At 52.9% G+C, this 22,632-nt stretch carries 22 protein-coding genes, 1 tRNA gene and 1 pseudogene; 18 read left to right on the top strand and 6 right to left on the bottom strand.

All coding sequences use genetic code 11. From position 1 onward, the window contains the following. Nucleotides 1–13: 13 nt before the first annotated feature. From ACLHIJ_RS07870 to ACLHIJ_RS07855, 4 genes are all read left to right on the top strand, one after another. Entirely contained in the window at nt 14–802 is a 789-nt protein-coding gene (locus ACLHIJ_RS07870; protein ID WP_411296402.1) for an ABC transporter ATP-binding protein, read from the top strand. Between the two features lie 88 nt (nt 803–890). Next, entirely contained in the window at nt 891–1,331 is a 441-nt protein-coding gene (locus tag ACLHIJ_RS07865) for an NfeD family protein (protein WP_411296401.1), read from the top strand. Between the two features lie 86 nt (nt 1,332–1,417). After that, nucleotides 1,418–2,470: an SPFH domain-containing protein gene (locus tag ACLHIJ_RS07860; RefSeq protein WP_411296400.1), complete on the top strand. Its 1,053-nt coding sequence runs from the start codon at nt 1,418–1,420 to the stop codon at nt 2,468–2,470. After that, nucleotides 2,467–3,288, top strand: coding sequence for a TrmH family RNA methyltransferase (locus ACLHIJ_RS07855; protein WP_411296399.1), 822 nt, complete (start codon nt 2,467–2,469; stop codon nt 3,286–3,288). The genes ACLHIJ_RS07860 and ACLHIJ_RS07855 overlap by 4 nt, the downstream gene beginning before the upstream one ends. A gap of 82 nt (nt 3,289–3,370) precedes the next feature. On the opposite strand, the gene ACLHIJ_RS07850 is transcribed toward ACLHIJ_RS07855, so the two are convergent. From ACLHIJ_RS07850 to ACLHIJ_RS07840, 3 genes are all read right to left on the bottom strand, one after another. Next, entirely contained in the window at nt 3,371–3,670 is a 300-nt protein-coding gene (locus ACLHIJ_RS07850) for a helix-turn-helix domain-containing protein (RefSeq protein WP_411296398.1), read from the bottom strand. Nucleotides 3,671–3,866: 196 nt separating this feature from the next. Then, the gene (locus ACLHIJ_RS07845) at nt 3,867–4,343 is read right to left on the bottom strand and encodes a tRNA (cytidine(34)-2'-O)-methyltransferase (RefSeq protein WP_411298880.1); all 477 of its coding nucleotides are present in this window, start codon (nt 4,341–4,343) and stop codon (nt 3,867–3,869) included. A 150-nt stretch (nt 4,344–4,493) separates the two neighbouring features. After that, entirely contained in the window at nt 4,494–5,024 is a 531-nt protein-coding gene (locus ACLHIJ_RS07840) for a YbhB/YbcL family Raf kinase inhibitor-like protein (protein ID WP_411296396.1), read from the bottom strand. 372 nt (nt 5,025–5,396) lie between these two features. Here ACLHIJ_RS07840 and ACLHIJ_RS07835 point away from each other — a divergent pair, with 372 nt between their 5' ends. From ACLHIJ_RS07835 to ACLHIJ_RS07825, 3 genes are all read left to right on the top strand, one after another. Then, a complete protein-coding gene (locus tag ACLHIJ_RS07835) occupies nt 5,397–6,611 on the top strand; it encodes an MFS transporter (RefSeq protein ID WP_411298879.1) in 1,215 nt (404 codons plus the stop codon). A gap of 19 nt (nt 6,612–6,630) precedes the next feature. After that, nucleotides 6,631–7,089, top strand: a complete 459-nt coding sequence (locus ACLHIJ_RS07830; RefSeq protein WP_411296394.1) for a hypothetical protein — start codon at nt 6,631–6,633, stop codon at nt 7,087–7,089. A 166-nt stretch (nt 7,090–7,255) separates the two neighbouring features. Beyond that, the gene (locus ACLHIJ_RS07825) at nt 7,256–8,002 is read left to right on the top strand and encodes a hypothetical protein (protein ID WP_411298878.1); all 747 of its coding nucleotides are present in this window, start codon (nt 7,256–7,258) and stop codon (nt 8,000–8,002) included. Nucleotides 8,003–8,050: 48 nt separating this feature from the next. Here the strand turns inward: ACLHIJ_RS07825 and ACLHIJ_RS07820 are convergent. Beyond that, nucleotides 8,051–8,524 (bottom strand): annotated as a pseudogene (locus ACLHIJ_RS07820) (GNAT family N-acetyltransferase); the annotation flags it as partial. A gap of 343 nt (nt 8,525–8,867) precedes the next feature. Here ACLHIJ_RS07820 and ACLHIJ_RS07815 point away from each other — a divergent pair. The 6 genes from ACLHIJ_RS07815 (at nt 8,868) to ACLHIJ_RS07790 (ending at nt 13,917) form a co-directional block, all read left to right on the top strand. After that, nucleotides 8,868–8,953: transfer RNA gene (locus ACLHIJ_RS07815), tRNA-Leu, on the top strand. 197 nt (nt 8,954–9,150) lie between these two features. Then, nucleotides 9,151–10,035 carry a shikimate dehydrogenase gene (aroE, locus tag ACLHIJ_RS07810; protein WP_411298877.1) on the top strand — a complete coding sequence of 295 codons (885 nt, stop codon included), beginning with the start codon at nt 9,151–9,153 and terminating at the stop codon, nt 10,033–10,035. Then, nucleotides 10,032–10,766, top strand: coding sequence for a glutamine amidotransferase-related protein (locus ACLHIJ_RS07805; RefSeq protein ID WP_411296390.1), 735 nt, complete (start codon nt 10,032–10,034; stop codon nt 10,764–10,766). The genes aroE and ACLHIJ_RS07805 overlap by 4 nt, the downstream gene beginning before the upstream one ends. Before the next feature lie 121 nt (nt 10,767–10,887). Further along, entirely contained in the window at nt 10,888–12,090 is a 1,203-nt protein-coding gene (locus ACLHIJ_RS07800) for a glutamate--cysteine ligase (RefSeq protein WP_411296389.1), read from the top strand. Nucleotides 12,091–12,156: 66 nt separating this feature from the next. Continuing rightward, nucleotides 12,157–13,494, top strand: a complete 1,338-nt coding sequence (locus ACLHIJ_RS07795; RefSeq protein ID WP_411298876.1) for a M20/M25/M40 family metallo-hydrolase — start codon at nt 12,157–12,159, stop codon at nt 13,492–13,494. Nucleotides 13,495–13,542: 48 nt separating this feature from the next. Beyond that, the gene (locus tag ACLHIJ_RS07790; RefSeq protein ID WP_411296387.1) at nt 13,543–13,917 is read left to right on the top strand and encodes a hypothetical protein; all 375 of its coding nucleotides are present in this window, start codon (nt 13,543–13,545) and stop codon (nt 13,915–13,917) included. Nucleotides 13,918–14,246: 329 nt separating this feature from the next. Here ACLHIJ_RS07790 and ACLHIJ_RS07785 read toward each other — a convergent pair whose 3' ends face one another. Next, nucleotides 14,247–15,191, bottom strand: a complete 945-nt coding sequence (locus tag ACLHIJ_RS07785) for an aldo/keto reductase (RefSeq protein WP_411296386.1) — start codon at nt 15,189–15,191, stop codon at nt 14,247–14,249. A 51-nt stretch (nt 15,192–15,242) separates the two neighbouring features. Between ACLHIJ_RS07785 and ACLHIJ_RS07780 the strand changes: the two genes are divergently transcribed. Then, complete coding sequence (locus ACLHIJ_RS07780; protein ID WP_411296385.1) at nt 15,243–16,085, top strand: undecaprenyl-diphosphate phosphatase; 843 nt, start codon at nt 15,243–15,245, stop codon at nt 16,083–16,085. Nucleotides 16,086–16,303: 218 nt separating this feature from the next. After that, nucleotides 16,304–16,954, top strand: coding sequence for an HAD family hydrolase (locus tag ACLHIJ_RS07775; protein WP_411296384.1), 651 nt, complete (start codon nt 16,304–16,306; stop codon nt 16,952–16,954). On the opposite strand, the gene ACLHIJ_RS07770 is transcribed toward ACLHIJ_RS07775, so the two are convergent. Further along, nucleotides 16,934–17,812 (bottom strand): RecB family exonuclease, encoded by an 879-nt coding sequence (locus tag ACLHIJ_RS07770; protein ID WP_411296383.1) that lies wholly within the window; start codon nt 17,810–17,812, stop codon nt 16,934–16,936. The two genes, ACLHIJ_RS07775 and ACLHIJ_RS07770, sit on opposite strands and share 21 nt — an antisense overlap. Nucleotides 17,813–17,862: 50 nt before the next feature. Here ACLHIJ_RS07770 and ACLHIJ_RS07765 point away from each other — a divergent pair, with 50 nt between their 5' ends. The 3 genes from ACLHIJ_RS07765 to dop are packed head-to-tail and all read left to right on the top strand — an operon-like array spanning nt 17,863 to nt 22,587. After that, the gene (locus tag ACLHIJ_RS07765; RefSeq protein WP_411296382.1) at nt 17,863–19,179 is read left to right on the top strand and encodes a tRNA (adenine-N1)-methyltransferase; all 1,317 of its coding nucleotides are present in this window, start codon (nt 17,863–17,865) and stop codon (nt 19,177–19,179) included. After that, a complete protein-coding gene (arc, locus tag ACLHIJ_RS07760; protein WP_411296381.1) occupies nt 19,163–20,908 on the top strand; it encodes a proteasome ATPase in 1,746 nt (581 codons plus the stop codon). Before ACLHIJ_RS07765 ends, arc begins: the two co-directional genes overlap by 17 nt. Next, the gene (gene dop, locus ACLHIJ_RS07755) at nt 20,905–22,587 is read left to right on the top strand and encodes a depupylase/deamidase Dop (RefSeq protein ID WP_411298875.1); all 1,683 of its coding nucleotides are present in this window, start codon (nt 20,905–20,907) and stop codon (nt 22,585–22,587) included. The genes arc and dop overlap by 4 nt, the downstream gene beginning before the upstream one ends. Nucleotides 22,588–22,632: the final 45 nt, after the last annotated feature.

The following is a 22,632-nucleotide window of genomic DNA, read 5'->3' as shown; positions in this document are numbered from 1 at the left end:
TAGGGATGAATGCATGACACGAGTGTTAGACGTTCGGGATGTAACGGTTGTGCGCGATGGGCGTGCGATCGTCGATCATGTTGATTGGTCTGTTGATGAGGGGCAACGTTGGGTGATTCTCGGGCCAAATGGGGCCGGGAAGACCACTCTAATGCGGATGATTGCTGGGCGGTTGTTCCCGACTACTGGCCAGGTATCCATCATCGGGCACGATATTGGCCACACAGATATTACTCAGTTGTTGCCCTTGGTGGGTTTCGCGTCCTCGGCATTGGATCAGCGGATTCATGAGCGGGAGAGAGTATTAGATGTGGTGCGTTCGGCGGCGTATGGGGTTATCGGCACCTGGCGTGAACAGTACGATGAGGAAGATGATGCACGCGCGCATGAGTTGTTGGCAGCGTTAGGCGTCGATCATATTGCGCAGCGGCGTTGGGGGACGCTCTCTTCAGGGGAACGTAAGCGTGTTGGGATTGCGCGGGCCTTGATGCCGGATCCGGAGATTCTTATTTTGGATGAACCGGCATCTGGGCTGGATTTGGGGGGTCGTGAGCATTTGATGCGTTCGTTGTCCCAGCTTGCTCATGGCCGGTTCGCACCAGTTATCGTCCTTATTAGCCATCATGTTGAGGAGATTCCGGCGGGCTTCACGCATGCGATGCTGATGAAAGAAGGGCGGGTCCATGCCAGTGGCACTATGGGCGAGGTGTTAACTTCGGCGGAATTGAGCGAGGTTTTCGAGGTTCCGGTGCAGCTTGAACACCGAGATGGGCGCTTTGTGATCTATCCTGCTACGCCGTAGATGCGGTAGAATCAGGCTAGTAAGAGAAAAAATACGGATATGACGAGCCGAGTTAATGGTAGTGATCTCGGCTGTACGGGAGAGCGATATGGCTTGGCAAATTTGGGCGATCATTACGATCGTCTTGTTAATCATCGAAACGCTTAGCGTTGATTTTCTGTTTGCCATGTTGGCAAGTGGTACCGCAGCAGCCTTGTGTGTCTCTCTTTTATGGCCCGACGGATTAGCCATCCAGGTAATTGTTTTTGCGGTGGTAGCCGCTTTAGGAATCGGATTCGTTCGCCCCTGGGCGAAGCGTCACGTCAATGATTCTTCACATGGTGAATCGAATGTGTATGCGATGGTCGGGCAAAGCGGCGTTGCGGTTACAGATATTACTGAAGATGCTGGTCAGGTTCGTATTAGTGGTGAAGTGTGGAGTGCGCGCAGCGCTGAGGGATCAATTGCTTCTGGGCAAGAGGTGATGGTGGAGTCCATTAGCGGGGTGCATGCTGTTGTTCGTCCTAAGGAGATTATCTCTCGCTTATAGCTGAGGAACGGCGGTAACTTCAGCTACCGCACGAGAATGGTAGAGACGCTAGAGGGAAATACCGCGATAGAGAAAGTGGGTATGCGATGGAACCTCAGGATGTAGTGCTGTGGGTTTTGCTCGGCATTTTAGCCTTGTTTGCCATTGTTGCAATCGCTCGTTCGGTAATCCAGGTACATCAAGGATTTACCGTCATCATTGAACGTCTTGGAAAATATAACAAGACACTACGACCAGGTTTGCATTTCCTGATACCGTTTTTTGATTCTGTTCGGCAGCGTATTGATATGCGTGAGCAGGTTGTGCCTTTCCCTCCTCAGCCGGTGATTACTGCCGATAATATCGTGGTCAATATCGACACCGTTATCTATTTCCAAATTACTCAACCGGAGGCAGCAACCTACGAGATCGCTAACCCTATGTCAGCCATTGAGCAGTTAGCTGTGACGACGTTGCGTAACATCATTGGCGCGATGGATATGGAGCAGGCTCTGACGGGGCGTGATCAGATTAATAGCCAGTTGCGGGTTGTCTTGGATGAAGCTACGGGGCGTTGGGGAATCCGAGTGTCCCGCGTTGAGCTGAAGGCGATTGATCCGCCGGCAACCGTCCAATCGGCAATGGAACAGCAAATGAAAGCAGAGCGTGATCGCCGTGCGGCTATTTTGACTGCGGAAGGTGTTAAGCAGTCAGCAATCTTGAAGGCGGAAGGTGAGAAGCAGTCGGCGATTTTGCGTGCGGAAGGTACCGCTCAGTCGGCGATCTTGGAAGCTCAAGGTGAGTCACGAGCAATTTTGCAGGTCTTTGATGCTATTCATCGCGGTAACGCAGATCCTAAGTTGCTTAGCTACGAGTATTTGAAAATGTTGCCACAGATTGCTAATTCGGCCTCTTCAAAGTTGTGGATTGTCCCCACGGAGCTTACTGCCGCTCTCAATGCAGTTACTAAGGGCTTCACGGGTCAAGGTGAGCCGAGTGATGGCGAGCCGATTACGGTAGATTTTGGGGCGGAAGGCGATCATATTGCGAATTCCCTGGCTAATACGACGTTGAAGGATATTGACGAAGCCTTAGCCGATGCGCGTGGAGAAGCCGATCGTGCCACCTCTGAAGCGGGAGACTCGGATACTAACGGGTGATTGTAGAACTTGATTCGCTGGCTGATCCTCGGCTGGCTGATTTTACCCAGCTCACGGATACTGCCTTGCGGCGTAAGCTGGAAACTGAGCGAGGATTGTTCCTGGCGGAAAGCGATAAAGTTATTCGTCGCGCCTTAGCTGCCGGCCATCACCCGCGAGCCTTTGTGATGGCTCCGCGGTGGTTGGCCGGCATGCGCGATGTTGTTGAGCAGTGGCCGGATGTTCCCGTTTTTATCGTGGCGCAGGAGCTGTTGCAGGAGCTCACGGGGTATCGGGTTCATCGCGGTGCTTTGGCGTCGATGTATCGTCCGCAGTTGCCTTCTGCAAGCGATTTTCTCCGTGCGCACCCCGCGGCACGTCGGCTGTTTATCTTAGAAGACTTGGTTAATCATACGAACGTCGGGGCTATCTTCCGTTCTGCGGCTGCCTTAGGCTGTGACGGAGTGCTGGTTACAGATCATTGTTGTGATCCGCTGTACCGGCGTTCTGTCAAGGTTTCAATGGGAACGGTGTTCCAAATTCCGTGGACCCGCATTGAGCATTGGCCTCATTCAATGGAAATATTGCGGGATCATGGGTGGATTACTGCGTCATTGGCGCTTCGAGAGGATGCCTTAACCTTGGCGGAGTTCTCACAGATAATTGATACGCCAGATTCAAAGGTGGCTCTTATCCTCGGCAGTGAGGGCGATGGGCTGGCTCCCGCGACGATCTCACAGGCGGATTACGCCGTTCGTATCCCGATGGCTGGTGGGGTTGATTCTTTGAACGTGGCTGCAGCTGGTGCGGTAGCTGCATGGGAACTACGGGTTCGATAACTCGGGGTGCGGCGTAGCAAATAAGTGTACGCCCCACCCCGAGCTACCGACTGTGCACATCAATAATGAGGAGACGGAAATACTATCCGATGTGCGAGCGGGCAACTTCGGCGTTGTAGTCACGCAAGGCTGCTTCAAGTAAGTCTGGGACGCTGCAGTCGAATACCCGAGCAAGTTTGATCAGGGTGGATAATCGCGGATTTAGTGGATTGTTCGTCCGTCGATCTGACCGCGCATGTTCCATGAGCTGATAGTGGTTGCGGTCAATGCCAGCATGTAATGCGACTTGTTCTTGAGTCAGACCGCGTTCGTGACGGCGCTGGACCAGCGTCCGAGCAAAAGTGGTTGCGAGCGCACGCTCGGCAGCAGAATGTTCGTTCACAGTATTAGTTTCCGTGTTTACCCCGCATAAGTCGGCCGTGTATACACGGCATAAATGAGTATCCATTCGTTCCCTCGATATGTGTGGTGAGGTTGAAGGGTACGTATATCGAAATTGAGCTTAGCGGGGAAGCTGTGCGAGCGGAGCAAAGACCTGGGGAGTGTTGGAATCTTTGAGCCATATTGGCAAGCGGCTATTAGGAAAAGTCGGCTGCATCGGAAAAACTGAGCTGACGCCATGCTTCGTAGACGGCAATCGCAGCAGAATTTGCTAGATTAAGGGAACGCCGCCCAGGGAGCATCGGAATACGAACCTTTTTTGTAATACGCGGATCGTCAAGAACGTCTTGTGGGAGTCCGGTCGGCTCGGTGCCAAAGAGGAATATGTCATCATTGCGATATGTTTCCTCGGCAAAATTGTTATACGTATGACCAGTAAAAGCAAAGATTCGTTGCTCGGCACCGAAATATGCTTTTGCGGCTTGCCAGGATGGGTGGATAACTACGTCGGCAAGATCGTGATAATCCAATCCAGCTCGGCGCAAATGTGCATCGTCAAGTGAAAACCCGAGAGGTTCAATCAGATGCAGGCGCGCGCCAGTACATGCGGCAAGCCGGATAGCGTTTCCGGTATTTCCAGGGATACAAGGTTCATGGAAAATAAAATCGAGCACCCAAGGATTTTAGCAAATCGATGGATGCTCAATCGAGATGTGCGCGCACGAGAAAATGCGATCGCGCACCCGCTAGCTAGCAGCATAATTACGTGTTAGCCAGCGGGGCGTCACTTACGACTCAGCTAGCTAACTAATACGTTGAATATCTTAACGCTGATAGGTCACGGTAAGAGTTGCTCGGGCAATGGTGTGGAAGAGGCTGAGGAACGCAATCGTCGTGGGAGTGACTTCCTGTGGATCAACCTCTAATGAGGGAATATCAAGAGCGTGTACTGCAAAGATATAGCGATGTGGATGGTCGCCAGCAGGGGGAGCCGCTCCGAAATATGCAAACTCATTCGCATCATTTCGCACATGGCTGGCAGCGCCGGGAAGAAAAATATCAGATTTTCCGGCGTCTAACTCCAGGCTGGTGGTATCTGCAGATAAGTCAATAACCGTCCAATGCCAGTATCCAGATGGTGTTGGGGCATCGGGATCAAAACAGGTGACGATAAATCCTTGAGTCTCCGGTGGGAAACCGCTCCAAACTAAATCCGGCGAGATGTTTTCGGTAAAGCCAAGATGCTGTTGTGGCATAGTGTGACCGTCTATTAACGTCGAGCTGGTCACAGTGAATGACGGAACCTGGGGAAGAATCGCATACGGATCCGGGGCGATAGGGCGTTGTAAATCCATGCTCTCAGCATATGCCATCTGCCGCAGGTGCGATGGGTTATAGAAAAAGAATGGCTATCCGGGAGCGGGTATATATCCAGTAGAAAGACGAGGCAGGAGATTGTCTGTAGGTGATAGAAAGCGTGTCTCGGTATCTCGGGGTGGAGGGTAATGCGCAATGAGTGCGCAAGAGGTGGCAGTGGCGTAAAGATATGCGGGTCGCGATGCTATCTGTAGTGCGTGCGTTACTCTGATGATGTGAATATAAGCGCCGCATATCGGAGGGGGAGTCCTGGTATTTTTCCGGTATTTTGCGCAGTTTTGCGGCAGTGAGTAGGAAACATGGCGGATAGCTATAGATGAGCTAGCGTGGCAACGAGTATAGTCCGGTAGGTGGACGCTATCAGTGATGGTCGTATCCGACGCGGTAGTCGGGAGTACCGCTATGCGCTGGTGTCCTTATTTTGTTTAGGAATCAGCGCTTTTTCTTTGCTTTATGCGCCGCAGCCCCTGCTGCACACAATTGGTGGTGAATTCCGGGTAACGGCATCGCAATCTGCGTGGTTGATGTCTGCAACAATGACGGGATTGGCCCTGTGCGTCGTGTTGTGGGGGCAACTCAGTGCACGGATAGGAGAACGGAAGATTATTATTGGCGGGCTGTTTGGCAGTGTCGCCTTATGTTTAGTCTTTCCGTTATTACATACGTGGTGGGCGCTCATTGTAGTTCGTGCCGTACAAGGAGTGACCTTAGCTGGGCCGATTGCTGCCGCTTTAGCTTGGGTGGGGCGGCATATTGAAGCTGCTGCTATTGCCCGAGTCTCTGGTTTGTATATCGCTGGAACAACAGTCGGCGGAATGTCTGGGCGGCTGTTGAGCGGCATTATGAGTGAGACGTTCACAAGCTGGCGGATCGGCGTGGCTGCTGTGGCGCTATTTGCTACGGCTTTAGGCGGAATTTTTCATAGTACCTTGCCACAGTCAGCGGGAATGAGACGGGAAGCATCATTGTCAGTGCGTCCAGATTCGCCAGCTCAACGCCGGCAACGAATATTAGCTTATGCTTATGGTCTAATCGGCATGGGAATGTTCGTCGGCATATATACGGTATTGGTCTATCGCGTTGCTGAGCCGCCGTGGCGATTGGGAACCTCAGTGACGTCAATGCTGTTTTTGTCGTACCTTGCAGGCACATTGTCTTCTGCTAAGGCGGGCGCATTGGTCATGCGTTGGGGGCTGCGTCCAGTAATGTTATTCGGCGTTGTGACGATGGCAGTCGGGGTAGGATTAACTATTCCAACAAATATCGTGACGTTGTGGGTGGGGCTTTTCGTGCTCTGTTCGGGATTTTTTGGAATGCACGCGCTCAGTTCTGGGCGGGCGGCAGGCCTGCATCCATATCCGGGCCGTGGGTCTGGAATATACCTCATGTGCTATTATGTTGGTTCTTCTCTTGGGGGAATTCTCTTTGGTCACTGTTGGGATATTGGCCGTTGGCCAGCGGTATTAGCCCTGATAGCTGGATGTCTTATCGCTCTGGCGGTGATAGCGAGCGCTGTGCGAAGCGAAGAATCTGCGCTAGGCTCTCGTAAAGAGAAAGAAAAATAGGATACAGAAAGGGAAAACGGTGAGGCGGTTTCGCACATTGCTGCGGTTAGCTACTACAGCCGGTCCTGTTGTCTACAGCGTGATCCGCAACTATGGGCCGCAACTGCAGCGGCTTTTAGCTGATAATCCAGCGCTTTTTCAGAAGCTGACATCGCGTTTTGGCATGTTTTCTGCGTCGGGCCAACGCGCAAAAGTAAATAATCAGCTTGCCGATCGTATTCGCGTATTACGAGATCAAGCGGCGTATTTATATGCTGCTGCGCGTACCGCATCGGCAGCAGAAGAAACGGCATCATGGCGACGTGAATTGGATTCACTGCATTCGTCACTGCCGATTATCGCAACGATGCCGACGAAACAGCGCAAGGAACAAAAGCGGATTATTGAACAGCGCATCGATGAATTATCGGCAAAGATTCTGGCAGCAACGTTGAAAGATGATATTGAAGACGCAGAAATCATAGATGACGGTGAGTGAGGTTTTGCTTTTCTAGATACCGAGATCGAGTGCTCGCTGGCAGCAGCGGAAATGAAATACTTTCTTTGGTAGAGCTAAACGTCATACAAACCTCTATACAATGAGAGAAAGCTGAGAGGCTGCGTACCAGTGGTTATGGCAGAGAGGACTCACCATGGTCGCATCGATGAATAATTCATTTGTTCCACATCAGGAGGGGCAGCAGTCGGCGATGCCCACGCCAGATGGGTATCTCTCTGGAAATTCCTATGTTTCCGGCAATACTGCCGCGCAGTATTCAGCGCCGCGCTCGTATGACCCCTCACACTACACTGTTCCATCGAATGCGCCCACACTGCCCGCGAATTCGGTTTTCGGTGCAGCTTCGGGATACGGGTGGTCTGCGGGAAACTCATTGTTTTCGCCTAAGACACCCCGCATGCCGATTCGGGTGGTGCTGGGATTGCTGGTCAGCTCGGTTGGGTATCTAGTATTTGCTGCTGCCTGTGCGCTCCCGTTTTTTGATGGTCATGGCTTGTTTGATTGGACGAGTGGGAAGCCTATCGAAGGATCGATCTTTGCCTCGCCAGTTTTTGAGCCAACATCTTTGATGCGCTCCAGCTTTATCTGGTCCTTGGTGCTAGCAATAGCGGGAGTGATTGTTGCCGTAGCGATTATTCAACGAAATAGGCCTGCTATGTGGCTGACCATACTTGGCCAGCTTATTGCGACGTTAAGTTTAAGCGGCGTTGCGGTATTCATGGTGTTTGGTTCGAGTTTTACTCCGCTGTATGACGCTGGGGCAAGCCGTGGTTTGGGGCAGTGGGTGCTACTGGATGCGGTGGCAATGATGCTGTTCGGGATGGTCTTGACGATCTTAACAAGTGGTCGGCGGAGCGCCTTTTCCGCTATGACTGGTGTTTCTAATAGATAAGATACGTCGGCGTAGCTTACTGGCTTAACGTATCTGGCCTTCCCGAGGTTAATAGCCGAGCACGCGGGCAATATTTGGCGGGTAAAAATTCGGACCTTTGAGGACTTTGCCGTCTGCTCGGTAGATGGGTTTTCCGTCGGAATCTAATTTCGACATATTTGATCCTTGGATCTCATCAAGGACTTTCGCCATCGGAATACCTAATTCCAGAGCCATGCCGTAGATGACGTAGATCAGATCACCCAATGCGTCGGCAATTTCCACTGTATCGCGGGTGTTATCATCGCTAGCGCGGGCTTGCTGGAAAGCTGTTTCTATATGCTGGCGTGCCGCCTGACCATAGACCGCTCCAACGAGCTCGGCGAATTCTTCGGCAATTAGGCTCAGCCGCATGTGAATACGCTCCCGATCCGCATTGGGGCCATCATCAACGATAGGTAACCCATACGTGCGGTGGAAGATCCGCACTAGCTCCTCCGGGCGGGTGGGATCTCCGAAACGTTGGGGGAGTTCCGCGTGTGAATCAGCGTTATCAGCGAGGCTCTGGGAAGAGCATGCGCATGAAGGAATGCTGCTATCGGCACCAGCAATGCCGCCCTTGCTAGGAGTGGCATTGGTATAGGGCGGTGTATAAGCGCATGACGCGGTATTTTCGTTTGTATCCTGGGTTTGCCCTGTAGGTGCAGCCTGTTCACAGTCGCGTTTTTCCATAGGAATAATCTACCCTCTTTTCCAAACATGGCAGAAAGCCGTCCGATGGATAAACATGAGGCATAACTCAAATCACATCCCAGGGCAAGTGGTGAAAGTGGAAAGGTTCGGCGGGCAGTGATACATTTTTACCTGTTGCTCTCGCAACGTCACCGCGCGGGTGGCGGAATAGGCAGACGCGCTAGCTTGAGGTGCTAGTCCACGTATTAGTGGGTGGGGGTTCAAGTCCCCCTCCGCGCACGAATAGGCACTCTGTGGATCTTTTCCACAGAGTGCTTTTGTTTTTCTCGTGGCGTATGTGCGGTGCATAGGCTGCAAGATGAGATGGGAATATGCCTGCGATATGCCGCTGAATGTGCCGTGAAGTGCTCCGAAAAGACGTTTTCGCATAGAGAACGCCACAACGTTAGCTGAGCCAGTCATGCAAGAATACCCCCATGACACATCCCTCTTTGATAACGAGCGGTCATACGCAGTTGCTTGCCCTTATCGGCATGCCTGCCCGACATTCGAAATCTCCGCTCTTGCACAGCGTCGCTTTTGCTGTGTTAGGCATTGACGCGGCGTACGTGGTGCATGAGCTCGATACTCCGGAATTATCGGCAGCTTTTGCTGGAATTCGGGCATTGGGGTATCGCGGAGGTAATCTAACTATGCCGCACAAAACTGCTGCGATGCCGCTGATGGATCACGTCTCTATGGTTGCCACTCTCATGCAGGCAATAAATACATTTACTTTGCGTGATGGGGAGCTGTGGGGTGATAACACCGACGGAGCAGGAATGCTCAATGCACTTCGCCGCCGCGGGGCACAGATCGAGGATACGAATATCGTGGTCCTGGGCGTCGGAGGCGCCGCGCGTGCTATTTGGACGCAAGCGGCCTTGGACGGTGCGCGTCATATCTTTGTTATTAACCGCGATATTGAGGACCGCCCGTATTTACGGGCGGCGATTGAACAATTGCGTGAGCATTGTGATACCGAGATCTCACTGATTGACTCCGCACATCATGAGCAAGTTGCCTACGCGTGCGAGCAATCTGCCATCATTATTAACGCGACGAGTGTGGGGATGGGGAAGATGGCAGGAATTTCTCCGATACATCCAGCGGTGATTACCCCACAGCATATTGTGGCTGACGCGGTGTATTATCCACGGCAAACCGCACTTTTGCAGGCCGCTCACGAACGCGGCGCACAGACTGTTGAAGGCTTGCACATGTTGATCGAACAAGCAGCGCTATGCGAGCAGCTATGGTTCGGGGTGGATATGCCTCGTGACGTGGTAGAAGCGGTCTTATTTCGGGAGGAAGCAGAATGAAACCCTTTGCTTTTCTTGCCGCGCGTCCAGCAACGGCGGCTGCCATTCGTGCCGATGAGTATGCAGTTGTTGCTCGCAGCGCCGGGTTAGCTGCTGGGGATCTGCGTCATTTTTTCCTTGACGAACGCCCGCACCTTGATCTGGCAGAGTTTGCTGGAGTGATCGTTTCTGGTTCGCAATATGGTTTCTTTGATGATCCACAGGCAAAAACGCCGGAACAATTGGCTACGGAAGAAAGTCTATTTGCACTCAACGAGCGTATTCTCGCAGCAGATTTCCCGTATCTAGGAATCTGTTATGGTCACCAGTCGCTGGCTATCTCGCGAAATATTCCGCTGACGAAAGATCATTTTGAAAAACTAGGAGCGGTAGATATTCGGCGCACACCTGCCGGTGAAAAAGATCCAGTTTTCGCTGTTCTGCCACAGCGTTTTACCGCTATCGTCGGGCATGCTGAAGCAATCGCTCCTCAGTGTGCTCCCTTTGTCGTGTTGGCAGAGTCCGATATGTGCCCAGTTCAGGCAATTCGCTATGGGGATAACGTCTACGGGGTGCAATTCCATCCTGAGATTGATGAAGCCGGATTAGATTTGCGCTTGGATTATTACAACGGGTCGAAATACTTTAGGCCTGGTCAACTCGATGCGGTTCGTCGGCAATGCGGTGGTCGGGATTATTCCGCAGGTAAAACGCTCATCCGAAGTTTCGTTGAGCGCTACCGGCAACACTAGCCTGCGAGGTGTATGTCGGAGGGATCTAGCCGCTAGATACGGCACGACGCCCGTCTTTGTTTCGGTTATGTGATGGGGGAAGAACTCCCGTCCCCTCCCATGAGAAAGGTAAGGAATGACAATGGAATTTGCGTCATCACCACGGTCAACCCTGGGTATCGAATGGGAATTGCAGCTCATTGATAAAGATTCCAATGACCTACGCCAAGCCGCCGACTACATCTTGGCGCTTACCCGTAAATTAGAACGCGATACGTCGATTATTCACGGGGAAATGTTGCTCAATACCGTTGAATTGGTTTCGCGTCCACATCAGACAGTTGCTGGCTGCGCGGATGATCTGCAACGCGGAATAGATATTCTTGAGCCGATTCTTGCGCCAATGCGCATTACGGTGGCCTCCTCGGGGACGCATCCTTTTGCCAATCCGGTCTATCAACGGGTTACTGATTCTGAGCGCTATGCCGAGTTAGTGAACCGTACCCGATACTGGGGCCGTCAAATGCTGCTATTTGGAACGCACGTCCACGTCGGAATTGATGACCGAACCAAAGTGCTTCCCATTCTTAACGCATGTTTAACCCGTTTTGCTCAGCTTCAAGCCCTGACGGCCTCGTCGCCATTCTGGAACGGGAAAGCTACCGGCTATGTGGATAATCGGGCAATGGTTTTCCAACAGCTCCCGACGGCTGGCACTCCGCATCAGTTCGATACCTGGGAAGAGCTCGTTGCTTACTCGGAAGACATGATGAAAACTGGCGTGATCTCTCATTTCGATGAGGTCCGTTGGGATATTCGCCCCTCGCCTAAGTACGGGACGCTGGAATTTAGAATGTGTGACGCGGCAACGAATATTACTGAAGTACGCATGATTGCCGCCCTTTGCCAATGCCTCGTCGAATATTTCTCTCGTGAGTTAGACGCTGGTCATAGCCTGCCAACGCTGCCGCCGTGGTACGTCGATGAAAATAAATGGCGGGCAGCCCGTTATGGTATGGATGCCGTGCTTATTTTGGATGACTTCGGCAATCAAGAGCCTGTACGTGAGACGATTCTTGCGATGGTAGAGCAGTTAACTCCGATTGCTCAGGATCTTGGTTGTGCCGATGATCTGCATACGGTTCACACTGTGTTAGAGCTCAATCCGCCCTATAAACGTCTACTTCAGGCTGGAGAAAAGTATGACAATCTCCGAGAGGCAATTGTGGATTTCATGATTGCCGAAATGAAAGCGGGTAAGCCGCTAGATCCGCGGTATTACGGGACGCAGGGAATTGCTGCTGTTGATTCGCGAACGCCGCATGCTTACAGTGACGTTCAATAATGATGATGAAAAATTGCGGCAATACGTGGCATGTTGTGCGTAGCGAGAAAAGAGAGTCGTGGAGTTATGACGAAGACGAATGAGGATTATTCAGAGGTTCTGGAGATCGCCCAGCAGCTTATTCGATATGACACCTCCAATGACGGGCGTGAGCAGATCGAAACACCGGCGGCTCACTATGTGATGGATTTATTGACTGAAGTGGGTTTGACCCCGCAGATATATGCGCCAAAACCTGGGCGCGAATCCGTGATCGTGCGCATACCTGGGCGTTTTCGGGAAGTGGAGAGTGATCCGCAGACGGGGCAGCGGCGTGGCGCGGTGGTCATTCACGGGCATCTTGACGTTGTTCCGGCGCGTGCGGAGGATTGGTCGGTGGATCCTTTCGGGGGTGTCGTTCGCGACGGTATGCTCTGGGGGCGCGGCGCGGTTGATATGAAGAATATGGATGCAATGATCTTGGCGGTTGTGCGGGATATTGCGCGCGCTGGCTGGGTTCCGCCGCGGGATCTCGTCATTGGATTTTTTGCCGACGAGGAAGCGGGCGGCAAGATGGGGGCGCAGTGGCTGGTATCTGAGCATCCGGAACTGTTTGCCGGAGCAACCCATGCCATTTCTGAGGTGGGTGGATATAACACCTACGTCAATGGCACCCGTGTTTATCTCGTGCAAACGGGAGAGAAAGCGTTGACGTGGTATGAATTGCGAGCGGAAGGAACGGCTGGGCACGGTTCGCAAGTCAATACGGATAATGCAGTTGCGGCTTTGGCGCATGCGATGTCGGCAATTGGAAATGAACAATGGCCTTTGGTTCTACGGCCAGCGGTGCGCACTTTGCTTGAACAGACGGCAGAATTGGCAGGATTGCCTTTTGATCCGCAGGATGAGGAAAGCATTGGAGCCATCGTTGCGGCCTTAGGGCCGGCGCAGGCGTATGTAGCGGCCACGTTGCGCACGGGTGCTAATCTGACGCAACTTCATGGTGGCTATATGGCAAATGTGATTCCGCAGCATGCTGTGGGCACGGTTGATGTGCGAGCCATTCCCGGTACTGAGCAGGCAGTCGATGCGCGAATTCGCGAGCTGGCTGCAGGGTGTCAGGTACGAACGTTGCATGATTCTGCCGGTATCGAGATGCCAATGTCGGGCAGTTTTATGGATGCGATGGTTCATGCTGTGCAGGCCTGTGATCCAGGCGCGCGAGTCTTGCCGTATCTTTTGTCTGCTGGAACAGATAATAAAGCTCTTGCGCGTCTTGGCATTGCTGGATATGGCTTTGCTCCGGTGCAAGTTCCCCCGGATTTTGACTTCCCAGCAATGTTCCACGGGGTTGATGAACGTATTCCGGTGGACTCGTTATATTTTGGGTGTCGAGTGTTGCGAGAATTTATTGAGCAGGTATAGGCGCTTAACGGTTTCCTATTGCCCGTGTCGTGGGCTAGGCTTCTAGCTATGGCGGACGCAGCGGATTACGAATTGGAAGCGCTCATTGCAGCGCTACGCGATTTTCATACGGCGGCTAAGCAGCATGGCCCGGATGGTGGCGAGTTACTTGCTGCACTCAGCGAGCAACTCGCTGACCAGTACACCCTCTATGACGATGTTATGTTCACGACGTATCACGTCGAATGTCCCTTAGATACCTATGACGGGTATGACGAGGACGATGACGACCTCGACGAGTATGACGATGATTTCGATGATGAATATGACGATGAGGATGAGGACGACGAGGACGATGATGACCTCGATGATGATGACTTTGACGAGTATGACGATGATTTCGATGATGAATATGACGATGAGGATGACGAGGAAGACGACTAATAGCTCGGAGTTGTCGTCCTGACGGTGGTCATTAGAACGTAAAACTGCGAAATCTGGCAATCGCTAATCGCGATTGCAGGTCAGGATCTCCCAAGGATATGCGCCGTGCCTCGGTGGCTATTGAGATTGTAGCCACCGAGGCCTTTTGCTACGTTGACACCGACGTGGATATTTCCAGCCGATGTGCTTTAGGGGGGGCAGTAAAGATTCGCTGCACCCCAAAGATCCGCTGCACCCCAAAGCTATGGCTCTCGTCATTGGGGATAACGCCTGCTCGCTACGTTCTGCGGCGGCTAGGAGGTAAGCGGCTGCGCTGCGAAGAGAAGTGGCTAAGAAATATCTGAGATTGCGCGGTGTACGGGCTCGGGAAGCTCGCAGATATCGAGTTCGAGGATTTGATCGAATTGGGCGTGGGTGCGAGCTCCGACGAAGGCGCACGCGACCTGTGGGCGCGATAGTAGCCACGCTAGTGCAATATCTGCGGGGGTGCGCCCGAGCCCGTCCGCAGCTTTGGCAATAGCTTCGACGGTTCTTCGCGGTTTATCCTCAAGATGCCGTTCCACGCTTGAGCGCAGGTGCTCTGTTGCTGCCCGTGAGGTAGGAGGAATGGTGTGCCGATATTTGCCGGTTAATACCCCGCCGGCCAGCGGCGAATATGCGCATATTCCAAGTCCAAACTCCTCGCAGACGTCGGTGAGATCCCGATCTGCATGCCGATCAAGAACCGAAAATTCTGTTCCGATGCCGGCCAAGATGGGGGCGTGGTGGTCAGTGAAGTATTGGGCGTAACGGGCTACTTGCCATGCGGGGAAGTTACTCAGGCTGATATATCGGGCTTTTCCGGCCGAAACGATGGCGATGAGGGATTCAATGGTTTCTTCGAATCGAGTGTGGTGGTCTATACCGGCGACACTGACCACATCGAGATAGCTGGTATTCAATTGCTCAAGCATCTGTTCTACCGATGCCATCAGCGCGCCGCGCCCGGTGTTGCATCGAACTGCTCCGCTATCTGTACGAAAGAAGGTGCCGACATGGCCGATGATGCACAGTTCTGAACGGTCTACTGCGCCGTCAAGGACGCTGCCTAATACGGTAAGTGCTAAACCGTCTCCATATACGGCAGAGATGTCGATGGCATTTCCGCCATGATCGAGTAGGTTGGCGACCATCCGGTGGGCGTCGCTGGATTCGGTATCTCGCCCCCAGGTGAGAGTCCCCATGCCGATATGGCCGATTTGTAGACCGCTGTGTCCGAGAAAGATGTGCTTCATATCCCAGAGCCTAATGCACGAGGAGAAAAATCGCGGGGTTAGGCTAGGCGGGTGGGTATTTTTGAAGCCATTGTGTTAGGAATCGTTCAAGGATTGACGGAGTTTCTCCCGATCTCATCGTCGGCACATTTGCGTATTGTTGGGGAGTTGTTTCCATCCTTAGGCGATCCGGGAGTGACTTTTACGGCTGTGACTCAAATCGGCACTGAGACGGCTGTTGTGCTGTATTTTTGGCGCGATATTGTGCGCATTATTAGCGCGTGGTTTCGCTCATTGCCGGTGGTTTCACCGCCGCGGCGAGTTCCGTCAGCCAATCCGGATGTGCGCCTAGGTTGGATCGTTATTTTCGGGACGATTCCGATTGTCGTTCTGGGATTATTGCTGGAGGAAAAGATCGACTCCGTATTCCGCAATTTGTATATAACAGCCGCTATGCTCGCTATCTTCGCGGTTTTGCTTGGCGTAGCTGATCGGCTGGGGCGTCGGGCGATTCCGCTGGAGCAGATGTCTGTACGCGATGGCGTGGTTTTAGGTTTTGCGCAGTCGATGGCGTTGATCCCAGGGGTCTCGCGCTCTGGCGGGACGATCACCGTCGGCTTGGCTTTGGGGTACACTCGATCCGCGGCGGCGCGAATTTCTTTCTTGTTGGCGATTCCAGCTATTATGGGGTCTGGTTTCTACCGGCTTTTATCTGATGACGGGACGGGGCCACAGGTTGGTGGGATACCAACATTAGTCGCTACTGTTACAGCCTTTATTGTGGGGTTTGCTGTGATAGTAGGATTCCTGCGTTTCGTAGAGACTCGTTCTTACGCGATCTTCGTGGTTTATCGTTTTGTTCTGGCAGCTACCGTTATTGCCCTCTTAGGGACCGGGTTGATAAATGCGTATTAATGGGGAAATTACCACATGCTGAGATGCATAGCCGACGATGTATTGCGTATAACGCACAATGAGTGACGGTGGCTCAAGTAAACGGTACACGAATGGCATCTCGGGAGAGCGGATGAGTTAAATCCCTGCGAGCCGGGTGATAGCTTGCGCCCGTGCTTTCGCACCTAGCTATTCATGCGTTGACCGCGCTTATTTCTATTGATAAGGAGACGAGAGATATGTTGCCCCAGGCTGTCCTTTTCGATATGGACGGTACCCTCACTGACTCAGAAGAGCTGTGGTTTGCTGCTGAAGAAGAGGTCTTTGCTGCCCTAGATCGCCCGTGGAAACGAGGCGATGAGACAGCAATTATTGGGATGTCTCTGACGGATTCCACCCGATATTTGTGTCAGGCATTGCAGTTAGAGATCAGCCCAGCTCAGTTAGGGACGCTGCTTACCGATAAGGTTGCCGAACTTGGGCGTCGGCGAGGAATGCCGTGGCGGCCTGGTGCCCAAGAACTCCTGACCTTGTTGGTCGAACTGCAGATCCCCAGCGCGCTAGTTACATCGTCATTCCGTTCGTTTGCCGATTTGACCTTAGCCAATAGCCCTCAGGGAGCGCTAACCGTCTGTGTTACTGGTGATGAAGGACTAGCCGGTAAACCTGATCCTGAGCCGTATCGCTGTGCAGCTCAACGCCTCGGAGTGGATATTTCCCGCTGCCTGATCTTCGAAGATTCGATTCCTGGGTTAACAGCAGCCCATGCCTCTGGTGGGCGGGCGGTAGGAGTTCCACTTCATGTAAAACTCCCGCAGTTGCCCGGCGTCCAACTGATCTCATCCCTGACGCAGGTGGACGAAGAAAAATTACATCAACTGATGGGCTGAGCTATCGCCGTGCGCATTGTGCTGGGCTGAGGAGGTGGAGATCTCTGCCGTCAGTAAATAGGCGGCGCCCTGCTCACTCATTTGCGGCGGCTGCCCCCCGAATTCAGGGCATATCGCTTGGAAATCGCACCATTGGCATAATGGGTTGCGCCGCGCTTCAAAGTGCCCATTATCTAGCCTGGCTCGGATCTGCGCCCACAGTGTGTTGATCTCTGATTCGATGGCCTTAACGTCATCGCTATGCGGATCGTAGGTGAGGGTGCGCCCATCCCCGAGATATAACAGTTGCGTGCGAGCCGGCAGATCCTTGCCAGAAAAGACGAGCGCAGCAGCATAAAAACACATCTGGAAAATGGCGCTGCGCTGGTATTCTGGGCGTGGAGAACGACCAGTTTTATAATCGATGACGCGAATCGCCCCATTGGGAGCAATATCGAGACGATCAATAATTCCGCGTATCGCCAATCCTGAAGGTAGTACGGCATTGACGAAAGATTCTCGGGCATGAGGTTGGAGATACTGTGGCTGCTCAAGAGTGAAATATCGGCTTATTAGTGGGCGAGCTGATTCAATCCATGAGTCAATGTCTGCTTGTGAGGAAAAGATCTCTGCGTCCTTGGGGTGGCGTTGTTGGTGGGCCTGCCAACGGGGAAGGAGTAAGGATTGGGCGTGATCTTCAGTGCGCTGTTCAGGGCACGCATCAAAGATGTGTTCCAGGACGGAGTGTACTAGCGTCCCGCGCAACATCTCAGGAGTGGGCTTTTCGGTAATGCGATCAATACTCCGCAGGCGAAACTTCAAAGGGCAGGTACGAAAGTCGCTTGCCCGACTCGGTGAAATAGCAGCATGTGAACTCATTCTCTCACCATACCCGCGGTTGTGAAGATGCGGTCGGTAAGATAGCAGTGATGAGTACTTATCCACACCCGTATGGGGCAGAACGTCGCCGCGGTCCATTTCGTGCCGGTGAGCGAGTGCAGATCACTGATATTAAAGGTCGCAAGTACACCACGATGTTGACCACAGATGGTTACTTCCAATCCACCCGAGGAAACTTTTATCATCGCGAGGTTATTGGGCAACCTGAGGGGACAATACTGGTGACGCAATCTGGTCACAGCTTGCAGTTAATGCGCCCCTTGGTATGCGACTATGTGTTGTCTATGCCACGCGGAGCTACTCCGATTTACCCGAAAGACGCAGGGCAGATCATTCAACATGGCGATATTTTCCCTGGGGCGCGCGTCCTGGAAGCCGGAGTGGGCTCAGGGGGTCTGACCTTATCCCTGCTTGCCGCCGTGGGTGAAAGTGGCCAGGTGACCTCAGTGGAGCGCCGCCCCGAATTTGCTGAGATTGCTCAAGCAAATGTGCTCTCATGGTATGGACCGCAGTGCCCTCCGTGGCAGCTCTGCATCGGCGATGCAAATGACGTGTTATCTGAAATGGAGCAGGAAAGCCTCGATCATGTCATTTTAGATATGCTCGCTCCGTGGGAATGTATCACTGCGGCTGCTCAGGCATTGCGCAGCGGCGGAGTCATTATTGGATATGTAACAACGACGACGCAACTATCGCGATTTGTGGAAATGCTGCGAGATTCTCAGGCCTTTACCGAACCGGAAGCACTGGAATCGATGGTGCGCACCTGGCATTTGGATGGTCTTGCAGTTCGCCCAAATCATTCGATGGTCGCTCACACTGGCTTTTTGGTGTTTGCCCGCAGAATTGCGCGTAATTCTTACCCGTTAATTCCGAGTCGGCGGCCGGCGCCAGCAGCACATAGTGAGGCCCTATCCTGGAGTGAGAATTCAGCTCAGGAGATGAATGAGCGAGAGATCGCACAGCGCAAGCTGCGTAAAATCCGTCGAGATATTGCCCATCGTGCGGATGTGGAGATAAGTGGAACGTCGGCGCCTGGTGAAAACGCGCGTGCGATGGATGAACGGATTGCAGCGGAACTGCGTGAACGTGATATGCAACGCTATGCCCAGCGAGCGGCCGCCCGCCAGGAAGCAGCTAAAGAACGCTCATGGGAAACTGAACAATCCTATGATCCGGGCTGTTGTTCTCCTGATTCTTCGTCTGTGCCTTCTCGGCTCGCTACCTCACAATGCGATGATGTGTCGGCAAGTGCCAAGCAAACAATACGCCCAGAAACTGAAACAGTAACAGTAACCGAGCCATATCCAGCACAGGGAGAGGATGCCCATGACGGAGCACACTGATTCACTGGAAAACGGCGAGATATTTTCGTTGCGTGCAACCCTGAGTTCGGTTTTAGAGAAAAACGAACGTCTCAGCCGTGGTTTACAAGAAGCGCGCCAACGCATCACTGACCTGAATGCTCAAGTAGAACGGCTATCCCAACCGCCTGGATCGATTGCAACCTTCATCAGTGCCAACCATGACCGTCGGGAAATTTTAGCGATGGTCAATGGGCGGCAGATGATTCTCGCTGTTTCGCATTTAATCGACCTAGGATCTATCCGTCCTGGTCAAGAACTCATTTTGAACGAGTCATTAGTGGTGATCGGCACGCAATCCTACGATCGTATCGGAAGCCTTGCCACAGTGGCGTTAGTTATTGATTCCGAGCGGGTGGTTGTGCGCTATGGGGCTGACGATGAGCGCGTCATGCGGTTATCGGGTCGGTTAATGGATCGTGGCGTGCGGCTCGGAGATACCGTACTGGCGGATATGAAAGCAGGATACGTCCTTGAGCATGTGGAACGACCAGATGTGGAACACCTGCTATTAGAGGAAATTCCCGATGTTACCTACGCTGATATTGGTGGATTAGATGCTCAAATTGAGCAGATTCGCGACAGTATCGAATTGCCTTTTGAACATCCGCAACTCTATCGCGAACACGGTCTTAAACCTCCGAAAGGGGTGCTACTTTACGGCCCGCCTGGTACTGGAAAAACCCTTATCGCCAAGGCGGTGGCGACCTCTATCGCCGAAAAAGTCGCACAGCGTAATCAAGCGGCAGCGTCGGAGGATCCAGCAAAGAGTAAAACGCAACTATCGCGATATGCCCACCAGCCGCGTTCGTATTTCTTCAATATCAAAGGTCCACAATTGCTGGATAAATACGTCGGAGAAACCGAGCGGCAGATTCGCCAAATCTTTGCCCGCGCGCGCGATCGAGCGGCTAGCGGTATTCCGGTCGTGATCTTCTTTGATGAAATGGAAGCCTTATTCCGTACCCGTGGCTCGGGAGTTTCGTCGGACGTCGAAACAACCATCGTTCCTCAGCTATTGACGGAAATTGATGGAGTCGAACAGCTGGATAACGTGATCGTCATTGGGGCGTCGAATCGAGAAGATATGATCGATCCGGCGATTTTACGTCCGGGTCGTTTCGATGCCAAGATCCGCATTGATCGCCCGACGCGATCCGGCGCACGAGAGATTATCCTGAAGTACCTCACTCCCGATTTGCCTATTCACCTGGCAGAGATTAACCGCTGTGGATCGGCGGCGGCAGCGGTAGAAACTATGGCACGCGAAGCTGTGGATATGCTTTTTGAACGCACAACACAAATGGAGTTCGTGGAGTTGACCTATGTAAATGGCCAGCGCGAAAGGCTTTACGTATGTGATTTCGTATCGGGAGCCATGCTTGCTGCCATTGTGGATCGGGCAAAGAAATATGCGATTAAGGATTTCTTACAAAGCGGTCAGCGGGGAATTTCGATGACGCATATACGGGCTGCAATTTACGATGAAGTAAAACAAAATGACGAAATAACCCAGCTCACCAATCCGCAAGAGTGGGCGCGTATTCATGGTCGGCATACACCGTGGCCGGTAGCAAATGTGCGCCCGATCTGCGCAAGTAGTGAGATCCTCAGCTCGCCATCACAGGAGGAACAGCAAGCGGCGTTAGGGGATGTGCCAGGGGAAAACGTTGGAGAATATCCCTCGGAAGCTGAACGGGAGCAGTCATGAGTGTTCATCGCATTATGGGCTTAGAAACTGAGTTTGGAATCTGCCGAGAAGATCGTGAGTCATCTTCGCTAACCGCTACTCCGATGCCGAATTCCTCAACTGTTATACATGCTCGCGGCCATGCGGAGAATCACAAAGCACCAGGGCGTGAACCAAGCGGAATGAATAACCCGATTGTATGGTCAATCCAGTTGGTGCAGGCCTACGCTCAAGCTGGAAGCGCCAGCGGTAGGGCAGGGGCAATTCCCTGGGATTATCGCAGTGAAGATCCTCTATGTGATGCCCGTGGGTATCGCTTAGATCGCGCCAGCGCACATCCATCACAACTCACTGATGATCCGATCGCGAGCGCGCCAGATACCGAGGGCGTCATCTGCCGGATGCCGCGTCCAACACCAGCGCAACAGGCACTGATTCGCCCAGCCAATGCCGTCTTAACCAACGGCGCCCGATTCTATGTGGATCACGCTCATCCCGAGTATTCTGCGCCGGAAGTGGCCAGCGCGCGCGAAGCTGTGCTATGGGATCGGGCTGGTGAAGTCATCGCTCGTCATGCCATGAAATGTGCCGAGGAGCAAGGTCACCACCTCGTGGTGTATAAGAACAATACCGACAGTAAAGGCGCCGCTTACGGCTGCCATGAGAATTATTTGATGGAACGTCATGCGGATTTCACGGACGTTATCCGCTACCTCACCGCCTTTTTCGTCACCCGTCCGATTCTGTGTGGAACGGGTCGGGTTGGTTTAGGGCAACGCAGTGAATATGCCGGTTTTCAGATTTCGCAGCGGGCCGATTTCGTCGAAAATGATGTCGGTTTGGAAACCACTTTTAATCGTCCGATTATCAATACTCGCGATGAGCCGCATGCGCACGCTCGGTGGCGCCGCTTGCACGTTATCGGGGGAGACGCCAATCAGTTTGACATCTCGAATCTCCTTAAGGTGGGTACGACGTCACTCGTCATTTCCCTGATTGAATCGGGAGAGATTCCGCTGGAGTGGGATAGCATCTTGCTCAATGATCCGGTGCGAGCCACCTGGGAAATCTCGCATGATCCGCAACTTCGTCGGGAAGTGGATATGTTTGATGGGCGCTCTCAGAGTGCCATCGCCATTCAACAGATTTATCTCGATGCGGCACGTGAGCATGTGGAACGGCATGGGATGAACGATGAAGAAACCGCACAGGTGCTCCAGATATGGCAAGAAGTTTTAGATGATCTGCGCACAGATATGATGCGGGCGGCCCGACGGGTGGAATGGATTGCCAAATATCAGGTTCTGGAATCGCTACGTCAGCGTCTAGGCGGATCGTGGGATCACGATAAGCTGCGTGCCTGCGATTTGCAATGGCATGATTTACGGCCAGAACGCTCCATCGTGGCTCGGTTGGAGGCCGCTGGTCAGGTAGAACGCATCGTGAGCACCTCTGAGGTTGACCATGCGGTGCGTTATGCTCCGTCATCTACGCGGGCATACCTGCGAGGAGGGCTCATCCGTCGATTTGCAAAGCAGGTGCAATGCGCCGGATGGGATAGCGTGACGGTTGACGACGGTACCGATTTACTCCGAGTGGCAATGGCTGATCCAGCCGCATATTGTGCTGATCGGCTGGGGTGCGTCCTTGAGGAGGGGGCGTTAGCCGATATATTGGCCGCAGTTCGCGAGCAGCGGTGATCTGTAATTCACGAGGCGAAACGGATGTGAATAATCCCCATATCC

This window comes from Trueperella sp. LYQ141 (assembly GCF_046599555.1).
Lineage (GTDB): Bacteria > Actinomycetota > Actinomycetes > Actinomycetales > Actinomycetaceae > Trueperella.
The sequence above is the reverse complement of the archived record's forward strand: the minus strand, read 5'-3'. Positions and strand labels throughout refer to the sequence as shown.

Bases quoted from the DNA above. Each gene is read 5' to 3' on its own strand.
- ACLHIJ_RS07870 (WP_411296402.1), top strand. From the start codon at position 14: ATGACACGAGTGTTAGACGTTCGGGATGTAACGGTTGTGCGCGATGGG.
- ACLHIJ_RS07865 (WP_411296401.1), top strand. From the start codon at position 891: ATGGCTTGGCAAATTTGGGCGATCATTACGATCGTCTTGTTAATCATC.
- ACLHIJ_RS07860 (WP_411296400.1), top strand. From the start codon at position 1,418: ATGGAACCTCAGGATGTAGTGCTGTGGGTTTTGCTCGGCATTTTAGCC.
- ACLHIJ_RS07840 (WP_411296396.1), bottom strand. From the start codon at position 5,024: ATGGATTTACAACGCCCTATCGCCCCGGATCCGTATGCGATTCTTCCC.
- ACLHIJ_RS07825 (WP_411298878.1), top strand. From the start codon at position 7,256: ATGAATAATTCATTTGTTCCACATCAGGAGGGGCAGCAGTCGGCGATG.
- aroE (WP_411298877.1), top strand. From the start codon at position 9,151: ATGACACATCCCTCTTTGATAACGAGCGGTCATACGCAGTTGCTTGCC.
- ACLHIJ_RS07805 (WP_411296390.1), top strand. From the start codon at position 10,032: ATGAAACCCTTTGCTTTTCTTGCCGCGCGTCCAGCAACGGCGGCTGCC.
- ACLHIJ_RS07800 (WP_411296389.1), top strand. From the start codon at position 10,888: ATGGAATTTGCGTCATCACCACGGTCAACCCTGGGTATCGAATGGGAA.
- ACLHIJ_RS07795 (WP_411298876.1), top strand. From the start codon at position 12,157: ATGACGAAGACGAATGAGGATTATTCAGAGGTTCTGGAGATCGCCCAG.
- ACLHIJ_RS07790 (WP_411296387.1), top strand. From the start codon at position 13,543: ATGGCGGACGCAGCGGATTACGAATTGGAAGCGCTCATTGCAGCGCTA.
- ACLHIJ_RS07785 (WP_411296386.1), bottom strand. From the start codon at position 15,191: ATGAAGCACATCTTTCTCGGACACAGCGGTCTACAAATCGGCCATATC.
- ACLHIJ_RS07775 (WP_411296384.1), top strand. From the start codon at position 16,304: ATGTTGCCCCAGGCTGTCCTTTTCGATATGGACGGTACCCTCACTGAC.
- ACLHIJ_RS07770 (WP_411296383.1), bottom strand. From the start codon at position 17,812: ATGAGTTCACATGCTGCTATTTCACCGAGTCGGGCAAGCGACTTTCGT.
- ACLHIJ_RS07765 (WP_411296382.1), top strand. From the start codon at position 17,863: ATGAGTACTTATCCACACCCGTATGGGGCAGAACGTCGCCGCGGTCCA.
- arc (WP_411296381.1), top strand. From the start codon at position 19,163: ATGACGGAGCACACTGATTCACTGGAAAACGGCGAGATATTTTCGTTG.
- dop (WP_411298875.1), top strand. From the start codon at position 20,905: ATGAGTGTTCATCGCATTATGGGCTTAGAAACTGAGTTTGGAATCTGC.